Annotated in this window: 17 protein-coding genes and 1 tRNA gene; 13 read left to right on the plus strand and 5 right to left on the minus strand. The window is 41.8% G+C overall.

Going from position 1 to position 20,045, the window contains the following annotated elements:
- Positions 1–16 precede the first annotated feature (16 nt).
- The 9 genes from ACYVJ6_RS06515 to ACYVJ6_RS06555 all read left to right on the plus strand — a co-directional run bounded on the left by ACYVJ6_RS06515 (position 17) and on the right by ACYVJ6_RS06555 (position 9,868).
- Positions 17–595 (plus strand): NAD(P)H-dependent oxidoreductase, encoded by a 579-nt coding sequence (locus ACYVJ6_RS06515; protein ID WP_460693221.1) that lies wholly within the window; start codon positions 17–19, stop codon positions 593–595.
- Positions 596–690: 95 nt separating this feature from the next.
- Positions 691–1,281, plus strand: coding sequence for a DUF975 family protein (locus ACYVJ6_RS06520; protein ID WP_460693222.1), 591 nt, complete (start codon positions 691–693; stop codon positions 1,279–1,281).
- Between the two features lie 3 nt (positions 1,282–1,284).
- Positions 1,285–1,722, plus strand: coding sequence for a flavodoxin family protein (locus ACYVJ6_RS06525; protein WP_460693223.1), 438 nt, complete (start codon positions 1,285–1,287; stop codon positions 1,720–1,722).
- 657 nt (positions 1,723–2,379) lie between these two features.
- Complete coding sequence (locus ACYVJ6_RS06530; RefSeq protein ID WP_460693224.1) at positions 2,380–3,345, plus strand: AlbA family DNA-binding domain-containing protein; 966 nt, start codon at positions 2,380–2,382, stop codon at positions 3,343–3,345.
- A 134-nt stretch (positions 3,346–3,479) separates the two neighbouring features.
- Positions 3,480–5,453, plus strand: a complete 1,974-nt coding sequence (locus ACYVJ6_RS06535; RefSeq protein ID WP_460693225.1) for a GmrSD restriction endonuclease domain-containing protein — start codon at positions 3,480–3,482, stop codon at positions 5,451–5,453.
- 335 nt (positions 5,454–5,788) lie between these two features.
- Positions 5,789–8,011 (plus strand): phosphoribosylformylglycinamidine synthase subunit PurL, encoded by a 2,223-nt coding sequence (gene purL / locus ACYVJ6_RS06540; RefSeq protein ID WP_460693226.1) that lies wholly within the window; start codon positions 5,789–5,791, stop codon positions 8,009–8,011.
- A 112-nt stretch (positions 8,012–8,123) separates the two neighbouring features.
- Positions 8,124–8,513 (plus strand): SMU1112c/YaeR family gloxylase I-like metalloprotein, encoded by a 390-nt coding sequence (gene gloA2 / locus ACYVJ6_RS06545; protein WP_460693227.1) that lies wholly within the window; start codon positions 8,124–8,126, stop codon positions 8,511–8,513.
- 121 nt (positions 8,514–8,634) lie between these two features.
- A complete protein-coding gene (locus ACYVJ6_RS06550; RefSeq protein ID WP_460693228.1) occupies positions 8,635–9,342 on the plus strand; it encodes a tRNA1(Val) (adenine(37)-N6)-methyltransferase in 708 nt (235 codons plus the stop codon).
- Positions 9,343–9,376: 34 nt separating this feature from the next.
- Entirely contained in the window at positions 9,377–9,868 is a 492-nt protein-coding gene (locus ACYVJ6_RS06555) for a metallophosphoesterase family protein (RefSeq protein ID WP_460693229.1), read from the plus strand.
- Positions 9,869–9,926: 58 nt separating this feature from the next.
- Here the strand turns inward: ACYVJ6_RS06555 and rnhA are convergent, their stop codons facing one another.
- Positions 9,927–10,397, minus strand: coding sequence for a ribonuclease HI (gene rnhA / locus ACYVJ6_RS06560; RefSeq protein WP_460693304.1), 471 nt, complete (start codon positions 10,395–10,397; stop codon positions 9,927–9,929).
- A 90-nt stretch (positions 10,398–10,487) separates the two neighbouring features.
- The gene (locus ACYVJ6_RS06565) at positions 10,488–12,578 is read right to left on the minus strand and encodes a heavy metal translocating P-type ATPase (RefSeq protein ID WP_460693230.1); all 2,091 of its coding nucleotides are present in this window, start codon (positions 12,576–12,578) and stop codon (positions 10,488–10,490) included.
- Between the two features lie 107 nt (positions 12,579–12,685).
- On the opposite strand from ACYVJ6_RS06565, the gene ACYVJ6_RS06570 reads away from it, so the two are divergent.
- Both ACYVJ6_RS06570 and ACYVJ6_RS06575 read left to right on the plus strand, forming a co-directional pair.
- Positions 12,686–12,762: transfer RNA gene (locus ACYVJ6_RS06570), tRNA-His, on the plus strand.
- Between the two features lie 94 nt (positions 12,763–12,856).
- Positions 12,857–13,903, plus strand: coding sequence for an endonuclease/exonuclease/phosphatase family protein (locus ACYVJ6_RS06575; RefSeq protein ID WP_460693231.1), 1,047 nt, complete (start codon positions 12,857–12,859; stop codon positions 13,901–13,903).
- A 48-nt stretch (positions 13,904–13,951) separates the two neighbouring features.
- Here the strand turns inward: ACYVJ6_RS06575 and ACYVJ6_RS06580 are convergent, their stop codons facing one another.
- The gene (locus tag ACYVJ6_RS06580; protein WP_460693232.1) at positions 13,952–14,443 is read right to left on the minus strand and encodes a hypothetical protein; all 492 of its coding nucleotides are present in this window, start codon (positions 14,441–14,443) and stop codon (positions 13,952–13,954) included.
- 164 nt (positions 14,444–14,607) lie between these two features.
- Complete coding sequence (locus tag ACYVJ6_RS06585) at positions 14,608–15,555, minus strand: YheT family hydrolase (RefSeq protein ID WP_460693233.1); 948 nt, start codon at positions 15,553–15,555, stop codon at positions 14,608–14,610.
- A 194-nt stretch (positions 15,556–15,749) separates the two neighbouring features.
- On the opposite strand from ACYVJ6_RS06585, the gene ACYVJ6_RS06590 reads away from it, so the two are divergent.
- On the plus strand, positions 15,750–16,400 hold the full coding sequence (locus ACYVJ6_RS06590; protein ID WP_460693234.1) for a 1-acyl-sn-glycerol-3-phosphate acyltransferase: 651 nt from the start codon (positions 15,750–15,752) through the stop codon (positions 16,398–16,400).
- An 80-nt stretch (positions 16,401–16,480) separates the two neighbouring features.
- Here ACYVJ6_RS06590 and ACYVJ6_RS06595 read toward each other — a convergent pair whose 3' ends face one another.
- A complete protein-coding gene (locus ACYVJ6_RS06595; RefSeq protein WP_460693235.1) occupies positions 16,481–18,514 on the minus strand; it encodes a copper-translocating P-type ATPase in 2,034 nt (677 codons plus the stop codon).
- 364 nt (positions 18,515–18,878) lie between these two features.
- On the opposite strand from ACYVJ6_RS06595, the gene ACYVJ6_RS06600 reads away from it, so the two are divergent.
- Positions 18,879–20,006: an AI-2E family transporter gene (locus ACYVJ6_RS06600; protein ID WP_460693236.1), complete on the plus strand. Its 1,128-nt coding sequence runs from the start codon at positions 18,879–18,881 to the stop codon at positions 20,004–20,006.
- Positions 20,007–20,045 lie beyond the last annotated feature (39 nt).

Here is a 20,045-nt window from a genome sequence, read left to right on the forward strand (position 1 = left end):
TGTAATAAAAAAAGCATTGAAAATTTTGATCCTCAATGGCAACAATAAACAGGAAAGTTTATGTTCGGCCATATGTACTGCTTATCAGGAAGGTGCGCAGCAGGGTGGCAACCAAGTGCAACTGGTTAATATTGCTCAGTTAAAGTTTGACCCTATACTGCATGAAGGGTATGAGGTGATCCAGGAACTGGAGCCCAATCTTGTGGACTTTCAGCAAAAGCTATTATGGGCCCAACATTTTGTGGTAGTGTACCCTACCTGGTGGGGCAGTTTACCCGCATTGCTTAAGGGCCTGTTCGACCGCAGCTTTTACTCGGGATTTGCCTATAAATACCATGATAAGGGCCCCTTTTGGGATAAATTGCTCAAAGGCCGAAGCGCGCATATCATAACTACCATGGACGCCCCGTTTTTGTGGTATTTTCTTGCTTACCGTTCTGCAGGCACACATACCCTCAAGAATGCCATTCTTCAATTCTGCGGGTTTAGCCCGGTAAAAACAAGCTGTATCACCAGGGTACGGTTTAAAACCAAACAACAGCTATCGGCAGCAATTGATAAAATAAGGGCCGGGGCAAAAAAGGTAGGCAATTGATAGTTGTTTTTTGCTGATATCAGTCACCCCCGCAATTGATGCCCATCATTTTTATGGGCGCGCCAATGCCCTTTCTTTGTTTAAAAACAATCATCATGGCAACAGCAAATGTAGTATTAATGAGATCAGCCAGGGAGTCGCTGAAAGATCAATGGGGATTAGCCATTGGCACCTTTCTGGTATACACTTTGATCATGTGCTCCTTTGGGGCCATGCAAAAAGTAGGGGTAGTGGCTTTATTAATAGCCGGGCCTATGTCGCTCGGGGCCGCTATATTTTCGCTATCACTTTCGCGGGGAAAGGAAGCCAGGTTGGAACAAATATTTGATGGTTTCAGGTTTTTTACCAACGCGCTGATCACCTACCTGCTTATGGTTTTATATGTATTCCTCTGGCTGTTGCTGCTTATCGTACCGGGCATTATAGCCGCTTTGTCCTATTCTATGGTGTTTTATATTCTTGCAGATAACCCGACGCTTGAACCGCAAGCCGTACTTGATCAAAGCAAAAGGATGATGGACGGTTATAAATGGAAACTCTTTTACTTGTTTTTAAGGTTTTTCCTGCTTGCGTTATTATGCGTGCTTACATTGGGCATCGGGTTTCTTTGGTTTGTCCCTTTTGTTCATGTAACGATGGCTAAATTTTATGACGACATAAAAACTAACCCCCAATTTAACTCATAAAATATGGCACTGGTAATATATGATTCTGCCTATGGCAATACCAAACGTATTGCAGCAGCAATTGCCGAAACGTTGGGCGCCGATACGCCATGTATGGCTGTTGACGACGTGAACGTAAAAAATTTACAAACCAACCTGGTTGTAGTGGGGTGCCCCATAAATGCCTGGCGCCCTACACCCAAAGTAGCTAAATTTTTAACCGGCCTTGCACCCCAAAGTTTAGCCGGTATAAAAGTGGCCGCGTTTGATACCCGTATCGATTCTTTTTTTAGTGGAAACGCTGCAAAAAAAATTGCCAAAGCATTGGTAAAAGCAGGTGCAAGCCTGGTAGCACCCCCGCAGGGTTTTTATGTAAAAGGCACCAAAGGACCCCTGGTTGAAGGCGAGATAGAAAAGGCAAAAAGCTGGGCAAGCTCGTTAATGCAATTGGCTGCAAAATAGAGGTTGGGAATTAAAACCGGCTGCCCCGCTTGCGGAAGAGAGGGCGGTCGAGCGGCTTAGTCCCGATAGCTATCGGGAGGTGAGTATAATAAAAAGGGTGTCACCCTGAGCTTGTCGAAGGGTGCGTGCGGTATGGCCTTTGCCCGCTATCCTTCGACGGGCTCAGGATGACAACGCGCGTATCAACGCCGTTGGCGGAAAGAGCGGAAGGGACAGCGCGATTCCTTCCTTGGGGAAGGAGGAGGAAGGGGTTCGATAGTTTGCTAAACCCCTCCCTGCACCCTCCCGGTGGGAGGGAATCGCACAAGCCAAAAACCGCTGCCCCGCTTGCGGAAAAGAGGGTGGTCGAGCGGCTTAGTGAAGACCGCTCCATAGGACTCCTTCGGAGGTGAGTTTGCCCGCTTTGTTACTGACAAACCACTGTCACCATATTTATAGGTACAAACCCCGTCCCGATAGCTATCGGGATGATGTATTCGTCCCGATAGCTATCGGGAGCGTGATGCAGTTCTTTGAAATATTAATTACAATTTATTCCACAAGCGGTACGCTTGCGGTAGCGGGGGGCATACGTAAGTCAACTTGGTTTTTCATTTAATAAACTATGTGTTAAATTTATCCTAAATCTCAGAAGGAAAGATTAATATACCTATCGCAATGTTTGATACTAACTATTTACAGCAACTAATTGCCAATGGCATAGAAGAAAATGCAGAGTTAGAATATAAAGCCGCAGCAGCATTGCAGCGGGACGACAAGAAAATGACCGAAGTCACCAAAGACGTTTCGGCATTTGCCAATGCTAATGGCGGCATACTGATATATGGCATTCGTGAAAATCAGGTCAATAAACATTTGCCTGGTAACATCGATCCAATAGACCGGAAAGCCATAACTAAAGAATGGTTGGAACAAATTTTAAATTCCAGAATAAGACCCCGTATACTTGAAATAAAAATTCATGTGGTAACGATTGAGGATGATCATGTAGTATATGTTTTAGAAATACCCAAAGGAGAAACCGCACATCAGGCGAATGACCTCAAATATTACCGGCGACACAATTTTACTGTAGAAGCGATGTATGATTCTGAGATACGCGATGTCATGAACAGACAAAAAGCGCCTCAAATCAAAATTCATTTTGACGTTGGTAGAAAGCCCAATATACTGATTGCGCCTAATGGTCGACAGGTGCTTCACCAACAAAGCCCATTGCTTTGTTATTTAAATGTGCACATTCAAAATGTAGGGAAGATATACGCCACATATATCAACATCGTGTTAACCCTGCCAGAGCGTATAGTTAATTTCATGTGCGATGAAGGAGAAAATACATTAAAAAAAATTACACTTGACAATAAAGTTAGAGATGAGATTGAAGTACCCGATGATAATAGTCCTAGATTTTTTACACTAAATATGGAAAAACCTAAACAATACGGGCCACCAAGAAATGAGCCGCTACTGCCCGGTATGCAGATGACATTGGAATCTTTCCCTATTTATATCGAAAATATTGAGAAAGACGACGTAATTAGCTGGACACTGAATGCAGATAACGCGGAAGTTCAAACAGGCACATTGAGGTTTGGTCAGATAAAAGTATTTGATCTAAAATAACGATAAACTATCAAATCAACTTGTGGGATATTGTTTGTTAAAAGATATTTCTCATTCCATCCTTAACTATTTTATAAATTGTTTACAATTGTATCTTTACTCAATAATTGTGTGATAACCTTATAAATAGTCTAATGAAATCTAATACCGAATCGAAGGATCTGAATTTAACAATAGTATTGGAATCTATTTATAACGGAGATTATCAATTACCGGAGTTTCAAAGAGATTATGTTTGGAAAGATGTTAATATAAAATCTCTATTTGAATCAGTCTTGTCTGGCCATCCCATAGGAACAATCTTAATTTTGGAGATGAATAAAGAAGAGCCTCTTTTGGCTTGGACAAATTTTTCAGAAATTATACCTGCCTCAAATCGAATAATGAACTATGAAGAGGAAGATAAAAACCCACCTGATTTCCTAATTCTTGATGGACAACAACGATTAACATCGTTAGCGCACATTACACATGGTACAATTAGATCAACCTGGTATTTAGATTTACAACCCATAAAAGATTCCTGGGAAGAAGCCGGAAAGCCGTCTGAGAAGACAGCAATTAACGATTGGATTGAACAACATTTAGAAATATCTGAGTATATAAAAAAGGGAAAAAAAGCAGATGATCCAATGAGATATTTTAAAGGCAAGCATAAAAAAATGCCCCTTACTATCTTAAAAGATAAAAATATTTTTATGCGATCTTTAAATGAAGTTCGTGACGCAATCAATCAAATAATAAATGAGAAAAATTACGAAAAGAAGAATTATAGAAAATTAAACTTATCAGAAACGATAGAGAATATTGAAAAGGTCATATCGGACAATGCATCTTGGTCAGAGTTTTTAGGAGGTCCTCTACCTGCGTTAGTTGACAATTATTTCGATTATAAATTACCTACAGTTGTAGTCTCGAAATACATGGGAATAACAGGTGTTTGTAAAGTCTTCACGAAAATAAATACTACTGGAATTGAGTTAGGGGCGTTTGATTTGACCGTAGCCGTGATGTACCCAAAAGCAGTACGTCTAAAACAGATGTTCGACGAGGCAATTGATAGTTTTCCATTAGTTAAAGTTGTCGACGAGAGTGCCAAAAGATATATTTTACATACTATAGCGTTATTAAGTAATAAATCGCCCAAAACAGCTTCTTTACCTGAAGTCCTTAAGCCAATTGATATTACGAGTCTTTGGGATACCGCCGTGTTAAAAATAGAAGAAGCGTGTTCTAATGTGGATGAATATTGTGGCTCATTTTTAAATACTGGGACAACCGAATATTTAGTCTATTCTCCATTAATTTCTATTCTAGCTTTCGTTGTAAATACATATCCTGTAAAAGTTTTGAAAGATGCTCGACTTTCAATCTTAAGGTCTCAGAAATTGAAAGCATGGTATTTTGGTTCTGGTCTTTCAAATAGATACAGTGAGGGAACAGATGCAAAACAGCAAAAAGACAAAAAGGAAATTAGCCAATGGATGTCTTCACCAACATTTGAAGAAGATATGCCAACCTGGTTGTCAGAAACCATATCATGTAACTTTAATTATTCAAAATCAAGTGCGGTAGGTAAGGCTGTAATATCTTTATTTAATTTGTTGCCCCCGAAGGATTTCCATGAAGATAAAATTGTGGGGCCTGGTCAAAATGTCGAGTGTGACATACACCATATTTTTCCGAAAGCCGCACTTCGAAATAAAATCATGAAAGAGCGAAATATTAGAGACAAGTCAGCAGCAGATAAAATATTGAAAAATGAATTTAGTTCTGACAATGTGCTTAATTTAACTTGGTTAACATCTAAGACTAATAGAGAAATAATTAGAGATAGAATGCCGTCAGATTATTTAAATGAAATTATCACCCATTATGGTGGTGGTCAAGATGGCAAAAAGCACTTGATAAATAATTTAAATTCCCATTACATTAGCGAAGAAGGATTAAATTTTCTGCTAAAAGATGACTTTAATGGATTTATTGACGAACGTCGAAAATCGATAGCTTTTCATATGCGGACAACTTGCTTCGTTAGAAGTTTGACCATTAGTGAAAATCTCAATGAAGCTATGGTCAACGAAGAAAGTATCGATTTCGATGCATAAATGTTCACTGCTCGCGCACGCGTGGGGTGTGTAACATAATTTTTCAAAACACGCGGGTGCGCCAACTCAAATGAAATGTCGCGTTAAGGATTGCAGCGGATACCGGCCCAGCGCCTAATGCCTGCAGCCGTATGAGCGGAAAGCCTGGGCCGCAGGCAACGCCCTTACAGTGGCAGTTTAGAGTTGCAGTAGCAGTGATCCTTCGACAAGTTCAGGATGACCATGTGGGTAACTCAAACTAATTACTCACACTACCCACCAATCTTTAATCTTTAATCTTCAAACTTCCCAACTTTTGCTAATTTTGGGCATCTTTAATAAAATCACACAAAAAATTGGAGCACCAGGAATTAACCACCGTACAAACCGCTAAAGACTTAGGTTTAACTGCAGATGAATTTGAACGTATAAAAGAGATATTGGGCCGCATACCCAACTTTACCGAGCTGTCTATCTTCTCGGTAATGTGGAGCGAGCATTGCTCGTACAAAAACTCTATCACCTGGTTAAAAACCCTGCCTAAGGATGGCCCGCGCATGCTGGCCAAAGCCGGCGAAGAAAACGCAGGTTTAGTTGATTTAGGCGACGGTATTGGCTGCGCCTTTAAAATAGAATCGCACAACCACCCGTCGGCACTGGAGCCTTACCAGGGCGCGGCTACAGGTGTGGGCGGTATTAACCGCGATATATTTACTATGGGTGCACGCCCTATAGCCCAGCTAAACTCGTTACGCTTTGGCGACCCTAATTTGGACCGTACCAAATGGTTAATTAAAGGGGTGGTAAAAGGCATAAGCCATTATGGTAATGCTTTTGGTATTGCTACCGTAGGCGGCGAGTTGTTTTTTGATGAGTGCTATAATGTTAACCCGCTGGTTAACGCCATGTCGGCAGGTATTGTAAAAGCCGGCGAAACGGTATCGGCAACCTCCTACGGTGTGGGTAACCCGGTTTATATTGTGGGCAGCGCAACGGGTAAGGATGGTATACATGGCGCGGCATTCGCGTCAAAAGATATTACCAAAGATTCGGTTAACGATTTGCCTGCGGTACAGGTAGGTGATCCGTTCCAGGAGAAATTATTATTAGAGGCTACTTTAGAGGTTATAAAAACCGGTGCCGTTGTTGGTATGCAGGATATGGGCGCGGCAGGTATTATCTGCTCCAACTCCGAGATGTCGGCCAAGGGCGAGCATGGTATGAAAATATGGCTGGACAGGGTACCTACCCGCCAGGCTAATATGAAGCCTTACGAGATATTATTGTCTGAATCGCAAGAGCGTATGCTGATCGTAGTACACAAGGGCCGCGAAAAAGAGGTTGAAGCCGTTTTTGATAAATGGGACCTGAACTGCGCTATCATAGGCGAGGTGACCGATACCAAACGCTTAGAATACTATGTAAACGGCGAATTAGTGGCCGATGTGCCTGCTGATGACCTGGTACTGGGTGGCGGCGCGCCGGTTTACGAGCGCGAATACCGCGAGCCTGCTTATTTTGCCGAGAACCAGAAATTTAAAATAGAAGACGTAAAAGAGCCTGCCAACTTAATTGAGGTGGCAGAGCATTTAATAGGCCATGTAAACATCGCCAGCAAACGTTGGGTAACTGACCAGTACGACTCGATGGTGGGTGTGGCTACCATGACCACCAATCGCCCAAGCGACGCGGCGGTAGTAAACGTTATTGGTACCGATAAAGCTATTGTATTAACGGTTGACTGTAATTCGCGCTACGTATACGCCGATCCGCAAAAGGGTACGGCTATAGCGGTGGCTGAAGCTGCACGTAATATTACCTGCGCAGGCGGCGAGCCGGTGGCTATAACCAATTGCTTAAACTTTGGTAACCCTTACAAACCCGAAGTGTACTGGCAGTTTGTGGGCGCCATTAAAGGTATGGGCGAAGCCTGCCGCAAGTTTGAAACCCCGGTTACGGGTGGTAACGTAAGTTTTTATAATCAAAGTACCGATGATGGCCCGGTTTTCCCTACGCCGACTATTGGTATGCTGGGTGTAATGGATGATGTAAGTAACATCATGACATCAGACTTTAAACAGCCGGATGATCTGGTTTATTTGATAGGCGAATCGGTTAATGATATCGCGTCGTCACAATACTTAGCATCATACCATAAAATATTGGCTGCCCCGGCACCATATTTTGATCTGGACAAGGAATATGCCATGCACCAGGTGGTAAAAGAGTTAATCAAACACAAAGTGGTACAATCCGCCCATGATGTAGCTGATGGTGGTTTGTTTATTACATTGGTGGAATCGGCCATGCCAAATGGTTTGGGTTTTGATATCGCGTCGGATAACAGCATACGTAAGGATGCCTTTTTATTCGGCGAGGCACAGGGCAGGGTAGTGGTAAGTGTTACCCCTGCCGACCAGGAACGCTTTATTGAAATGATGGCCACCAGCGAGGTTGAGTTTAGCCTGTTAGGTACCGTTAGCAATGGTTATATGCATGTAGATGAAGAATCATTCGGGCATATTACTGATGTGAAGTTGGTGTATGATAATGTGCTGCATGCGATATTAGGGGAGTAGACCCCTACACTAACTGTCATTTCGACCAGCGGGAGAAATCTATACACGCGTTCGTAGCATATGTATAGATTTCTCGCTATGCTCGAAATGACAATAGGTAATGAAAGTTTATATGCTTAAAATAAACCGTGTACATCACATCGCTATTATCTGTTCGGACTATCAACGGTCAAAACATTTTTATACGGAGGTGCTGGGTTTTAAAGCGGTTCGTGAGGTTTATCGCGAAGCGAGACAATCCTACAAGCTTGACCTGGAAGTGGGCAACCAATACCAGATCGAGCTTTTTTCGTTTCCGGGGCCACCAGCAAGGCCGTCCCGCCCTGAGGCAGTGGGTTTGCGCCATTTAGCTTTTGAGGTGGATGATGTGGAAGCCACTAAACAAGAAATTGAGCGTCATGATGTTGTTGTGGAGGATATCCGCGTGGATGAATTTACCGGCAAACGCTTCACCTTCTTCGCTGATCCGGATGGGTTGCCGATTGAGTTGTATGAGAAATAGTCTTTAAAAAATGTCATTTCGAGCATAGCGAGAAATCTATACACACGCTACGTAGCATATGTATAGATTTCTCCTCGTACCTCGTCGAAATGACACGTTGTTTATTGTTAATTTAGCCCCCATGTTCCATTTCAAACAATTCCGTATTGACCAAACCGGCTGCGCCATGAAGATCAATACGGATGGGGTATTGGTGGGTGCTTTGGCTGATGCGGATGAACCCCAACATATACTGGATATTGGTACCGGAACAGGCGTAATAGCCCTCATGCTGGCACAACGTTTTGCTAACGCGACGATTGACGCGGTGGAGATAGATAAAACTGCCGCCCATACCGCACGCGCTAATTTTCAAAATTCAAAGTTTGCTAACCAATTAGCTTTATATGCCCATAGCTTTGAAAGCTATTTTTCAAATCATCAGCCAAAAAAGTATGACCTGGTGGTTTCCAATCCGCCGTTTTATATCAATTCGCTGGAATCGCCGGAGGCAAAAAAGAATACAGCCAAACACGCGGATGGTGGTTTTTTTGACAACCTAATAAAAGCGGTAAGTGACCACTTGACAGCTACAGGCACCTTTTGGCTAATATTGCCTTTAGATACGGCTGAATTGGTGAAAAGTATCGCGCAGCAAAATAACCTTTACCTGCAAAAAGCTATTGCTATTAAATCTTATCCGGATTCAAACCCGCATAGGGAAATGTTGGTTTTTGGTTTAGATAACACTAAAAAAGCTGATGAAGAGTTTGTTATTTATCAGGAAGAGAAACAATATTCGAAGGCTTATGAAAATAAATTAAGCCCCTTTTTTACCATCTTTAAATAAAACTAAATCCGAAATCGAACATCCGACATCCGAAATGAAAAGAATAGGCTTACTCTCCGATACCCACAGTTTCCTTGACGATGCCGTTTTTAAACATTTTGAAAACTGCGACGAGATCTGGCACGCGGGAGATTTCGGGAATATGGCTTTGGTAGACAAACTCACCGCTTTTAAGCCTTTGCGTGGTGTATACGGCAATATCGATGGGAAAGAGATACGCCAAGCCTATCCCGAAAACCTGCGCTTTAAATGCGAGGAATTAGATGTATGGATGACGCATATCGGCGGTTACCCGGACAGGTACGACCTGCGCATACGTGAGGAGATATACGCCAATCCCCCTAAATTATTCATAACCGGGCATTCGCATATCTTAAAGGTGATCTATGATAAAAAGATCAGTTGCCTGCATTTAAATCCCGGTGCAGCGGGCAAGCAGGGCTGGCAAAAGGTACGCACGCTGATGCGGTTTAATGTAGAGGGTGATAAAATACAGGATCTTCAGGTGATTGAGTTGGCGAAGTAAGATGTAGATCAGTGTTCCTACGGAGCATTTTTGATATGGTGATTGAGAATTGTAATGCTTAAAAAAGATTAGCCTTACTGGATTCTACCTCAAATACTGAATCTATAAGCAACTCTTTACTCTTACATGCAGCAACCGCCAGTTCATCGCAGCGCTCATTTTCGGGGTGACCGTTATGGCCGCGAACCCAGCTGAATTTCACATTATGGAGTTTAGCGATATCTAAATAGCGCAGCCAAAGGTCCTTGTTTTTTTTGCCGGCAAAGCCTTTTTTAAGCCAGCCGTCAACCCAACGTTTTTCGATGGCATCGATGACGTATTTAGAATCGGAGAATACAGTAACGTTTTGATTAGGTTTATTCAGCGCTTCCAGGCCTTTAATAACAGCCAATAGTTCCATACGGTTATTGGTGGTTTTACGGAAGCCCTCAGACAACTCTTTATAATGACTGCCCGAACGCAGTATAACGCCATATCCGCCCGGCCCCGGGTTACCGCTTGATGCACCATCTGTGTAAATTTCGATCATTTGTTTGGTCCATGGTCGATAGTCCATGGTCGATGGTCAAAAATAGCAAACAAAATTAAACTATGGTCTATGGTCCATCGACTATTGACCCTAATTCAACTTCTTCCGTTTTAACCTTAATGAATTACCGATCACCACCACATCCGAGAATGCCATGGTAAATGCGCCCCACATCGGGTTTAAAAAGCCTAATGCCGCTACCGGGATGGCCACCACGTTATAGGCAAACGCCCAAAACAGGTTTTGTTTAATAGTGATCAGCGTATGCTTGCTGATCTGCAGGAACTGGATAACCGATTGCAGGTCGGTATTTAACAAAATCACTTTGGCCGATTGTATAGCGATCTGGCTGGCATCGTTCATGGAAACACCTACATCCGCCTTGGTTAGGGCAGGGGCATCGTTTATGCCGTCGCCAATCATTACGGTTTTGCCTTTTTGTTTGTAGATGTCAATAACAGTCAATTTTTCATCAGGCAGTTTTTCAGCGTGTACCTCTTTAATACCTAATATATCCGCTACTTTTTTACAACGATTTGCTTTATCGCCGCTTAATAACACAGGGATTATATCCATAGCTTTAAGCTTGGCTATTAATCCTGCGGCTTCAGGTTTAATGGTGTCTTCAATAGCTATCTGTGCCAGTAATACCTGGTTTTTATACAAGGCGATGTTAAAATCGCTTTCAATAGTAGCCTTACCCGTACCTAAAAAGTAATTATTACCATTTACGTCTTCGGCACGCATGCCCAAGCCTTTTTCTTCCTGCGCCGTGCGTAGTATTAACTTGGTTTGGGGTAATGTTTTTAACTCGTTTACCAACGAGCGGGCAATAGGGTGGTTTGAGCGTTCCTCAATGGCCGTGATGATGCCTCTCACGGTTTCCAGATCCATACCTTCTTCCAATTTTAGGTTATGGATATGGAATTTTCCGGTGGTTAACGTTCCCGTTTTATCAAATACTACGTATTTTGTATCGGCTACAGCTTCAATGGTATCGCCGCCTTTAATTAATATGCCGTTCTTGGCTGCACGACCCAGGCCCACCATAACCGCCGTTGGCGTAGCCAGACCCATGGCACAGGGGCACGATATTACCAAAACAGCAATAGCATTCATCAGCGATGTTTGCAGGCCCTGAAAGCCGCCGAAATACGTAATAAGGAAAGTTATTAGCGATATCAATAATACCACCGGCACAAATATACCCGCAACCTTATCGCCCAGTTTTTGCACGGGTGGTTTGGCGGCTTGCGCCTTTTTCATAAGGTCGATGATTTGCGACAGGATGGTGTTTGAGCCCACTTTGGTAGCCAACATATGGAAAGTGCCGTTTTGCACGATGGTACCGCCAATTACTTTATCGTATTTTTCTTTGTCGATAGGGACACTTTCGCCGGTCAGCATGGCTTCATCGACGGACGCGCTGCCGGATATGATCTCGCCATCCACAGGTATTTTATCGCCTTGATTCACAATTAATGTATCGCCGGGTTTTACCTCACGCGCGCTGATCACTTCCACTGTGCCGTCGATAATTCGATTAGCGCTTACCTGTTGAAATTTGATCAGGTCCTTTACTGCCGAGGTGGTTTGCGTAACCGAGCGTTTTTCAAAAACGTTACCCAGCAAAACCAAAGTAATAATGGTAGCGCAGGTTTCATAAAACAAATAGTTCTCGCCTAAATTTTGGATAGTGCCTACCAAGCTATAACCAAAAGCCGAGGTTGAACCAATAAAAATAAGCACATCCATATTAGGCATACCGCCTCTTATGGAGTTGATGGCGCTTTTACCAAAATGCAGGCAGCCTACTATAAAAACAGGCAGGCATAACAATAATTGCACTATAGGGTTATGCAAAAAATGCCATGAAAAAACCATGTGCAACAGCAGGGGAGCGGTGAATATGGCACAGAAAATAAACTTATTCTCTACCTGCTCATAAAACTTGGGCTGGTGCGTGGCGGCATCTTCAATTACCTTAAAGCCCAGTCCCTCAATGTCTTTAATAATGGTGGGTAGTTCGGCCTCATTATCGGTAGAGAATTTTACCTCTTCCCCGGCAAAATCAACCAAAATATTACTCAGGCCTTTTTTTTCTAAAAGCTTATGGATGGATAGGGCGCAGTTATTGCAATGCATCCCGGTCACGTTTAACTCAATCAATTGCTCTGCCATAATACAAATTTAACCATACTGGCAGGGCAAAAGGGTAAGCTTAATGTAATATTAAAAAAGGCTTTGCAATTAGGCGGGAGATTTTTACATTTGCACACTCCAAAACGGTAGATGTAGCTCAGTTGGTTAGAGCATCGGTTTGTGGTACCGAGGGTCGTGGGTTCGAGCCCCATCATTTACCCCATTTCATTAGACTTACAAAGTTTTTAAAACTTAGTAAGTCTTTTTTGCTTTAATAGCCTATCCAATAATTCTTATCTTGCACCTTATCTTAATTTATGAACACCGCGCTTATAATTACTACCTGCTTACTGCTAATTTTTACTATACTGCCGCTAATCAGGAATGAATACTGGATATTCAGGGTGTTTGATTACCCCAGGCTACAAAAACTTATACTGAACGTGGCCGTGCTGGTGTTAACGGTTTTATTTTATGATGATGACACAGCTCTGCGTTATATTTTACCGGTTGTGTTAATCTGCAATATAGGCTATTTACTTTGGCTGATATGGCCGTTTACCATTTTTGGCCCTAAACAGGTGATGAAAGCCACCACCCATAATGAAGGCAGCAGCTTAAGTATCATGATAGCCAACGTTTACCAGGATAATAAAGATTACAAGGGCCGCCTGGCGCAAGTAGCAAAGGCAGATCCGGATCTGGTGATCCTGCTGGAGACCGATAGCTTTTGGGACAAACAAACCCGCCAACTGGAGAATAAATACACATACCATTGCCGTGTACCGCTGGAGAATACTTATGGCTTGTTACTTTACTCCAAATTGGAATTGTTGCAAACTGACATTAAATATTTGGTAGAAAAAGATGTTCCGTCCATACATACCCAAATTAAGCTGCGTAACGGGCAACCTGTGCAGTTATACGCCGTGCACCCTACGCCGCCGGTGCCCGGCGAGAATGAAAGCTCGGCCGAGCGGGATAAGGAGTTGTTGCTGGTTGCGGATATGGCCAAACAAAGCCCATTACCCGTAATTGTAGCGGGCGACCTGAACGATGTAGCCTGGAGCCATACTACCGAACTGTTTTTAAAAATGAGCGAATTGCTTGACCCGCGCCGCGGGCGGGGATTTTTTAATTCCTTCAACGCTAAATATTTATTTATCCGTTTCCCGTTGGATCATGCCTTTATATCGCCCGAGTTTAAACTCAATGCCATTAAACGGTTGGATAACTGCGGCTCAGACCACTTCCCCATATATTTGAATATACAGTTAGAGCCTGACGCGGCCCAAAAACAGCAGCCTATGGAAGTAGAAGCGGAGGATATTGAAGAGGCGGAAGAGAAGAAGGCACAGGTGTAATCAGGGCCGTTAAGTGGTGCGGTGATAACACCGACCACAGGCTAAGTCTTACAACTGTATTAATTTTTCATTAGTCATAACTTCTATTGCCTTTTTAGTTTCGCTTTGCCCGTTTGACAATGATCCGGGAAGAAATATCAAACGTTTCTTAACTTTCTTATAATCATCTTCAAATAAAATTTCAAATCTTGAACGCGTTAAGCCCGGAATACCTTTTCTGAATTTTACTGATTTTATTTTTTGTCTGTCAATAATTGGAGTAGCGGAATTATTTATGCTAGTAACTACTCCGTAAACTAGATAAACAGCTACAAGTCCAAGTAAAAAAGGTTCAACTGTTTCTCCGTTTACATAAGCATCATAAGCTAAATATAAGATTCCTACTGTGAATAAGGAATAGATAATAAGAATTCTTGAAACGTTATCTCCAACCGTCACTTTAGAAACATTACCTATTATTCCATCCCTTGTCAGTACAATTTTATCCGGCAGGATATGGCAATATCCCGTTTTTGTTTTAAAAGTTGTTTTATCTTCCATATTCACCATTAGCTAACGGTAAATATATATAATAATTCAGTGGCTGTAAATGGACAATTCTAATGTCCCCACAGGGTCTCTCAAAGAGGACCCTGCGATGGGAAACATCAGGGTCCCTTTCAGGAGATCCTAATGGTACTTAAATCGGGTATGTGGTTAAGCCCTCACACCACCTCTCTTAGAAAATTTTCAACCCTATTTGGCATCCAGGATTCGGTAGTAGAGATTGGAAATGCCGAATGCCCCCCTCGTTTAGGCATATCAAGAAATATATAGTCAGATGAATTTGCAATATCTTTTGGATAAGAGGTTTTTGACAAAAAGGGGTCATTTTGGGCGTTCACCACTAAAGTAGGCACAGCGATCTTCCTCAGTGAATCCAAACAACTGCCTGAAGCATAGTAATCATCTGATGATTGAAAGCCAAAAAATGGGGCGGTAAAATTTGCGTTGAAATCTCGTAATGATGTTATTCGATCCAATACTGTTATATCAACTATACCGGGGTGGTGGATATCTAATTTCCTTACTTTATTTTTTAATTTGAACAAGAATTTTCGAGCGAAGGGACGGTTAATCAATCGGTCAATTTTTTGCTCAGATTTTTGTAAATCACAAGGTACAGAAAAGGTAGCGATGGCACGTAGGTTGGTGGGTATAGTATGTCTGGCTGCAAAATTTAATAGCATATTGGCACCAAATGAAAAACCAACTAACACAACTGAATTATAATTTTTAGCATATTTATTCACTACCACATCTAAGTCATTAGTGAAGCCGGCGTGATAAAGTACCGGTAAACGATTCATTTCTCGCCCACAACTCCGTGAATGCATCGCCAGGATATCCCATCCCGACACGCTAAAATGTTGGGCCATTTGCTGCACGTAATGACTTCTGGAGTTGCCTTCCAGTCCATGACAGATAATCATTAGTTTATCATGGCCACCCCGTATCCAATCAAGTTCTAAGAAATCCCCATCTTCCAGTTCCAGTTTTTCAGTTTGATAAAGGGTTCTGTCCACCTTTACTCCAAAAAAAGGGGCTATAGTTTGCAGGTGCCCATTAATAAGGTATGACGGAGGACGATAGTAGGATTGCATTAATGGCATGACTGTAGGTGCTATTTATGTAGTTTTAGGTGAAGCAATTTTTAGATATAAAAGTTACTAATTGTATCTATACATTACGAAATTAAGCGTTTGAAATTTATAAAAAAATATTTCTACCTCCAATTGATTATGATTTTCTGTTACATAGAAAAAACTATCTTTACGCTCGTTTTTACTCCCACAATTGAATACTGATGATTAAAGACAAACCTTATAAATTCATGAAATTGTTCGGCACAGTAGGTGAACTATGGGTATTACGTCATTTTGCTTCTGTAAAGTTTATTGGTGAACTAACGGTTAAGCCAGATCGCTCTTGTTTGATGCTGATGAATCATTATAGCTTTAATGATGGGGCGATCCTACATCGTATTTGCCGGGTCGTTTTAAAAAAGCAATTAAAAGCGATGGTGATCGAATCGCAAATAAAAGCATTCCCAATTTTGAGATATGTCGGTTGTTTTTCATTGAACAAAAAGTCAAGAAAGATGATCGAATCGTTGAATTATGCCGCTGAGTTGCTTCACGATCCAACTGTAATGTTAGGTATTTATCCGCAGGGAGGATTATATTCTATGCATTTAAACCGAATACATTTTGTAAGTGGATTAGAATATATTTTTAAACGCTCTAATTCTGTACCTTTTCAAGTTTTTTTCGGAGTAACATTGTTAGACTATCTGGAGAGCTTTAAACCCATAGCGCGAACATACTTAACTGAATATCATGGCGAACGCCGGACCGATCAAATGGAAGAAGCGTATAATCTATTTTACATCGAGTGTAAACAAAAGCACCAACGATTATATAATCCTCCGGAAAGGGTAATTGATAGGAAAAGATAAATAGAGTTTAACTTTCTGTCCCGGCAGAATCTTTTGCAGACCCTGCGCTGTGTATCCATCATGGTCCCTTTCAGGAAACCCTAATGGACATTAGATTTTACTTTAAGCATACTGGCATTAATAGCTACAACAACTGTGCTTACTGTCATTAATATGGCACCAACCGCAGGGCTTAATACAATGCCCTGGTTATACAGTACCCCAGCCGCCAACGGCAACGCAATCACATTATAGCCGGTTGCCCACATCAGGTTCTGTATCATTTTGCGGTAAGTAGCTTTACCGAACAAAATCAAACTAACAATATCTTTAGGGTTGCTGTTCACCAAAACAATTCCCGCAGTTTCCGCTGCGATATCGCTGCCTGAACCTACAGCTATACCAATGTCTGCCTGGGCAAGTGCCGGAGCATCATTTACACCATCCCCAGTCATAGCTACAAACTCGCCTTTTTCTTGCAATCCTTTTATTTTCTTTAGCTTTTGATGTGGCAAAACTTCAGCAATGAAACTATCCATGCCTAAAGTTTTACTTACGCTGGCTGCCACTTTAGCGTTATCGCCTGTAAGTAGGATAGATTTGATACTTTCATTTTTTAAAATTTTGATTGCTTCTGCTGATTCGGGGCGTATTTCATCAGACAAGGCAATATAACCGGCCAGTTCTTTATTAATCAATACAAAAACTACCGTTTCCGTGTCATTGGCGGTAAAACCATCCGGTAGCGTTAATTTATTTTCCTTTAAATAACCGGGGCTAACAACCAATACTTTTTTGCCTTCTACGGTTGCTTCAACGCCTTGACCTGTTATGGCCTTAAAGTTTGAGGCTTGTGGAATAACCAATTTCAAGTCTTTTACTTTTTGCAGGATGCCAGTTGCGATGGGATGCTCTGATTTTTGCTCTAAAGCGGAGGCCAGGCGAATGAGTTCATTTTCCTTAATGTCTTTATTCAAAGACATAACTTTAGATACTTCAAACTTACCTATAGTAAGTGTACCGGTTTTATCAAATACAATAGTGGTTATTTTTCGTGCGTTCTCAAATGCTGTTCTGTTTTTTATCAGCAAGCCATGTTTAGCTGATAAGGCGGTTGATTTTGCAACCACCAATGGTACAGCCAGCCCTAAAGCATGAGGGCAGCAAATAACAATTACCGTCACCATTCTCTCCATTGCAAAGGCCAGGGTTTGCCCTGTTAAATACCAATAAAGAAATGTACCTATACCTGTTACTAAAGCAACAATTGTTAACCATTTAGCCGCCGTATCTGCCAAAAGCTGGGTTTGGGACTTTGCCTTTTGTGCATCATCAACCAACTTAACCACTTGCGACAGATAAGAATCTTTAGCTGAATGGGATACAGTTACTTTAAAAGAACCATTGCCATTTATAGAACCAGCAATCACTTTGTCGCCTTTAATTTTCAATACCGGCTTTGATTCACCCGTCAGCATCGATTCATTCAGATAACTTTCACCCTCCAATACAACCCCGTCAGCCGCCACCTTTTCACCGGGCTTTATAAGTATAATATCGTTTTCTTTCAATGTGTCCGTTTTTACATCATGCACCATGTCCGGCATTACCATGTGCGCATCATCAGGCATCAGCTGCACCAGTAGTTCCAGTTCATTGGATGCACCCATTACCGACTTCATTTCAATCCAATGCCCCAAAAGCATTATCAGGATAAGCGTAGCCAGTTCCCAAAAAAAATCCATCCCTTTTAGGCCGAATACTATTGCAACGCTGTAGCTGTAAGCAACCGTGATGGCAAAACCGATAAGGAACATCATTCCTGGATTTTTTGCCTTCACTTCGTTAACTAAACCAGTTAAAAAGGGCCAGCCACCGTACGCAAATACTACTGATGATAAGGTAAATAGAATATAAGAAGAGCCGTTAAACTGCCAGTTTACCCCAATAAAATGTTGTATCATGGGTGACAACAACATGATAGGAATAGTAAGTGCCAGCACCACGTAAAAACGCTTTTTAAAATCAGCAATCATCATGGAGTGGTGGTCATGCTCAGACATTTCCATATGTGAATTATGACCTTTATGCATTTTGTTGTGATCCATTCCTTCCGGCATTTTTTTCATATTCATAGCTATCATGGTTGACGATTACAAAAATCCATTAAGTGTCTTGATAATTTACTGATATACAACCAATTTATTAATGATTTTCATCACTTGTAAAACTATTAGTTGTTTTTTTTAGAAATATTGACCTCATTTATAAGCAAATTAAATCATATTTAAACTCGAAGCCTCTTATGCTAAAGCAAATGCGGTGCCGATTGTTTTTGTTTATGGTATTTGCGCTATAACCGTTATGCATAGTCAGGTCCCTTTCAGGAAACTTAATGGTACGCGTCGTTGACAATCTGTGAATTAGCAAACTAAAAGCACGTTATGGTGTTCATACATCGCGGTGTATAATTTAGCATCCCTTAACCCTTTATTAGCCATGGACCTGAAAGCATTTAACAATTTCCCTTTTTATATTAAACTGGCCGCCGTATTATTCAGCCTGATAGCTATTGGTTTCATCGTAATTATTTCCAAAGAAATATTGGCGCCGCTTATTTTTTCGTGCTTATTCTCCATATTACTACTGCCGGTAGCCGCTTTTTTTGAGTATAAAATACGTATACCACGCAGTGCCGCATCCATGGTGGCAGTAGTACTGCTGCTTACTTTCCTGGGTGCAATGATCTACTTTATCGGTTCGCAAATAGCAGACCTGTACAAGGAGTGGCCGCAGTTTCAGGCACAGATGCACGATACGCTATGGGAGTTTAGGGGCTGGGTTCAGGATAATTTTCATATCACCCGTGGCAAACAGCTAAGGGTAGCTAATGAGGCCACCAGCAAAGTGCTTTCGCCCGACACCGCCGCAGTAGGGGCAACGGTATTATCGGTATCTGCAATCCTGCTGTTCGCGGTATTCACCTTTATTTATACCTTTTTATTCTTATTCTACCGCACGCTTATTTTGAAGTTCCTGGAGTCTGTTTTCCTGAAAGAAAACAAGTCTACCGTTTATGAGATCATCGAAGAAGTGCAATTTATGATACGCAAATACATTGTTGGCTTGCTAATAGAGATGGGTATTGTAGCGATAGCAGTTAGCGCGGCATTTACATTTATGGGGGTAAGGTATGCCATATTGCTGGGCCTGCTTACCGCTTTACTTAATGTTATCCCTTATGTGGGTATATTTACGGCATTGGTTATCAGTGCTATAGTTACATTGGGGACCTCGCCTGACAGTACGCAGGCCGTTTGGGTGATAGTTACCTTAGTGGTAACGCACCTGATAGACAGTAATATTTTACTGCCTCTGGTAGTAGGATCAAAAGTCAGGATCAACGCTTTAATTACCATATTGGGTGTAGTAGTTGGCGAGATGGTATGGGGTATTCCGGGAATGTTCTTATCTATCCCCTGTATAGCGGTTTTAAAGATCATTTTTGACCGGGTAGAAAGTTTGCAGCCCTGGGGTATTATATTGGGTGATGAAGAAAGAAAGCAAAACAAACTAGCCACCCGGCTGATGGCGAGACGGAAAAAAATTGCCGCGGAAAGCGATTAGTCTGTTGGTGAATTTAGTTGAAAATATCCCCTAACCCCA

Source organism: Mucilaginibacter puniceus (assembly GCF_054783175.1).